At 67.9% G+C, this 3358-nt stretch carries 5 protein-coding genes; all 5 read left to right on the forward strand.

The genetic code is table 11. The features are described 5' to 3' along the window. On the forward strand, window positions 1-474 hold a 474-nt coding region (locus tag DI573_RS14475; protein WP_292815796.1), incomplete at its 5' end, for a FoF1 ATP synthase subunit a. Window positions 475-519: 45 nt separating this feature from the next. After that, window positions 520-756: a F0F1 ATP synthase subunit C gene (atpE, locus tag DI573_RS14480; RefSeq protein WP_292815799.1), complete on the forward strand. Its 237-nt coding sequence runs from the start codon at window positions 520-522 to the stop codon at window positions 754-756. Window positions 757-784: 28 nt separating this feature from the next. Further along, window positions 785-1351, forward strand: a complete 567-nt coding sequence (locus tag DI573_RS14485) for a F0F1 ATP synthase subunit B (RefSeq protein WP_292815802.1) — start codon at window positions 785-787, stop codon at window positions 1349-1351. Further along, window positions 1351-2142, forward strand: coding sequence for a F0F1 ATP synthase subunit delta (locus tag DI573_RS14490; protein ID WP_292815804.1), 792 nt, complete (start codon window positions 1351-1353; stop codon window positions 2140-2142). Before DI573_RS14485 ends, DI573_RS14490 begins: the two co-directional genes overlap by 1 nt. Window positions 2143-2218: 76 nt before the next feature. Then, the coding region (atpA, locus tag DI573_RS14495; RefSeq protein ID WP_292815806.1) for a F0F1 ATP synthase subunit alpha at window positions 2219-3358 on the forward strand (1140 nt) is incomplete at its 3' end.

Genomic DNA, 3358 nt, shown 5'->3' on the forward strand with positions numbered 1-3358 from the left:
GCGATGAACATCACCTCGATCATCCCCGGGCTCAACATCGCGGGCACGAGTGTCATCGCCGTTCCCCTGCTGCTGGCGATCGTGGCGTACGTCACGTTCATCTATGCCGGCATCCGCAAGAGCCCCGGCAACTTCTTCAAGAACTCGCTGATGCCTCCCGGGCTGCCGTGGTTCCTCTACATCCTGATCATCCCGCTCGAGTTCCTCTCGACCTTCATCATCCGCCCCGTCACGCTGACGCTGCGTCTGCTGATGAACATGATCGTCGGGCACCTCATGCTGGTGCTCTTCTTCTCCGCCACGCAGTTCTTCATCTTCGGCCTCGGCGGACTGTGGTCGCTGCTGGGCGTCGGAACGCTCGCGTTCGGCTTCGCCTTCACCCTGTTCGAACTCCTGGTGGCCTTCCTCCAGGCGTACGTCTTCGCAATCCTCACCGCGGTCTACATCCAGCTCGCGGTCGCGGAAGAGCACTGAGCGGTCCGGCACCCGCCTGACCACCCAACGAAAGGAAACACCTCCGTGGACGCAACTACGGTTCTCGCACAGCTCACCGGATCGATCGCCAGCGTCGGCTACGGCCTCGCCGCCATCGGCCCCGCCATCGGCGTGGGCATCGTCGTCGGCAAGACGATCGAGGGCGTCGCGCGCCAGCCCGAGCTCGCCGGCCGCCTGCAGGTGCTGATGTTCATCGGTATCGCCTTCACCGAGGCGCTCGCGTTCATCGGTATCGCGACCGGCTTCATCTTCGGCTACTGATCCGACCCTCTCGACGTAAGGAGACAGGATGCTGAGCGCTCTTGTCACTCTCGCAGCAGAAGAAGGCGAGTCTCAGAACCCGCTTCTGCCCGCCTACTACGACATCATCTGGTCGGCGGTCTGCTTCGTCATCATCCTCGTGGTGTTCTGGCGTGTCGTCCTGCCGCGCATGACGGCGCTGCTCGACCAGCGCTCCGCGGCGATCGAGGGCAACATCGCCAAGGCCGACGAGGCCCAGCGCAAGGCCGAGGCGGCGCTGGAGGAGTACACCGCCCAGCTCGCCGAGGCGCGCAAAGAGGCGGGTGAGATCCGCGAGGCGGCTCGCGAGGACGGCAAGAAGATCGTCGCCGAAGCCCGTGAGCAGGCGAGCGTCGAGGCCACGCGTCTGACCACCAGCGCGCACGCGCAGATCGAGGCCGAGCGCCGCAGCGCCTTCGTCTCGCTCCGCTCGGAGGTCGGCACCCTCGCCCTCGACCTCGCCGGCGGGGTCATCGGTGAGACGCTCTCCGACGATGCGAAGGCCAAGTCGGTCGTCGACCGCTTCCTGGCCGACCTCGAGGCCTCGGAGCAGAGCACCGCCGGAAAGGCGCAGTAATGGGCAGCGCGACCACTCAGGCGCTCGGCGAGATCGCCGCGGCGCTGTCCGCGACGAGCGGTGTCGATCTCGCCACCGCGGACGAGCTGTTCACCGCGGCACGCGTCGTGGGAGCTTCCTCGCCGCTGAGCGGCGCGCTCGCCGATCCCTCCGCCTCTTCGCCGTCCCGGGCCAAGGTCGTCGCCGACGTGTTCGGTCGCGACTTCTCGCCGGTGACGGTCTCGCTCCTGACGACCGCGGTGCAGCAGCGCTGGTCGCGGGCGGCCGATCTCGTCGAGGGCATCGAGGAGCTCGCGATCCGCGCGGCGGCGAAGGCGGATGCCGCAGCCGACATCGAGGGCGAGCTCTTCGCCTTCACCCGCGCGGTGGCGGCCAACCCCTCACTCGAGCTCGCCCTGGGCAGCCGTCTCGGTGACGCGACGGCCAAGGGGCGCCTGATCGAGACTCTCTTGACGGATCGCACGGCCGCGGGCACGAAGCTGATCGTGGCATCGGTCGTGCAGCAGCCGGGGGAGCGTCGCATCCGCCAACTGCTCAGCCGCGCGATGCGGATCGTCTCGGACGAGCGCGGCCGCGCCGTGGCGACGGTCGTGACCGCCACGCCCCTGACCCGCTCGCAGGCGAACAAGCTCGCCACGCTGCTGTCGACGAAGTACGGGCGGGATGTCTCGCTCAACACCGTGGTCGACCCCGGCGTCGTCGGGGGACTGCGTATCCAGATCGCCGACGACGTGATCGACGCCTCGATCGCCTCGAGGCTCGCCGACCTGCGACAGCGTCTGGCCGGCTGACCGAACAGACGCGCAGCGCGCGCACATCCGGAGCCCCGGCTCCTCATAGACACAACTTCTGAGACAGAGGAAGACAATGGCAGAACTATCGATCAGCCCCGACGTCATCCGTGACGCCCTGCGGGACTTCGTCGCGGCGTACGAGCCGACGGGGGCCGCCTCATCCGAGGTCGGGACCGTCGTCGACGCCGCCGACGGCATCGCCCACGTCGAGGGCCTGCCGGGCGTCATGGCCAACGAACTCGTCACCTTCGGCGACGGCACTCAGGGTCTGGCGCAGAACCTCGATGAGCACGAGATCGGTGTGGTCGTCCTCGGCGAGTTCTCGGGCATCGAGGCCGGACAGCAGGTCACGCGCACCGGTGAGGTGCTCTCGGTGGGTGTCGGCGACGGCTACCTCGGCCGCGTCGTCGACCCGCTCGGAAGCCCGATCGACGGTCTCGGCGCCATCGCGACCGAGGGCCGCCGTGCGCTCGAGCTGCAGGCCCCCGGCGTCATGCAGCGCAAGAGCGTGCACGAGCCGATGCAGACGGGCATCAAGGCCATCGACGCCATGATCCCCGTCGGCCGCGGTCAGCGTCAGCTCATCATCGGCGACCGTCAGACCGGCAAGACCGCGATCGCGATCGACACGATCATCAATCAGAAGGACAACTGGGCCTCGGGCGACCCCGAGAAGCAGGTCCGCTGCATCTACGTCGCCATCGGGCAGAAGGGCTCCACGATCGCCTCCGTCAAGGGTGCGCTCGAGGACGCTGGGGCGATGGAGTACACCACCATCGTCGCGGCCCCCGCGTCCGACCCCGCGGGCTTCAAGTACCTCGCGCCCTATACCGGTTCGGCCATCGGCCAGCACTGGATGTACGGCGGTAAGCACGTCCTGATCATCTTCGACGACCTGTCCAAGCAGGCCGAGGCGTACCGCGCCGTGTCGCTGCTGCTTCGCCGCCCGCCGGGCCGCGAGGCGTACCCCGGAGACGTCTTCTACCTGCACTCCCGCCTGCTCGAGCGCTGCGCGAAGCTCTCGGACGAGCTGGGCGCGGGGTCGATGACCGGTCTGCCGATCATCGAGACGAAGGCGAACGATGTGTCGGCGTACATCCCGACCAACGTGATCTCGATCACCGACGGACAGATCTTCCTGCAGTCCGACCTGTTCAACGCCAACCAGCGCCCCGCGGTCGACGTGGGTATCTCGGTCTCCCGAGTCGGCGGC

This window comes from Microbacterium sp. (assembly GCF_003248605.1).
Classification (GTDB): Bacteria; Actinomycetota; Actinomycetes; order Actinomycetales; family Microbacteriaceae; genus Microbacterium.

Excerpts from the sequence above, each read along its gene's own strand:
- DI573_RS14485 (WP_292815802.1), top strand. The coding sequence starts at position 785 with ATGCTGAGCGCTCTTGTCACTCTCGCAGCAGAAGAAGGCGAGTCTCAG.
- DI573_RS14490 (WP_292815804.1), top strand. The coding sequence starts at position 1,351 with ATGGGCAGCGCGACCACTCAGGCGCTCGGCGAGATCGCCGCGGCGCTG.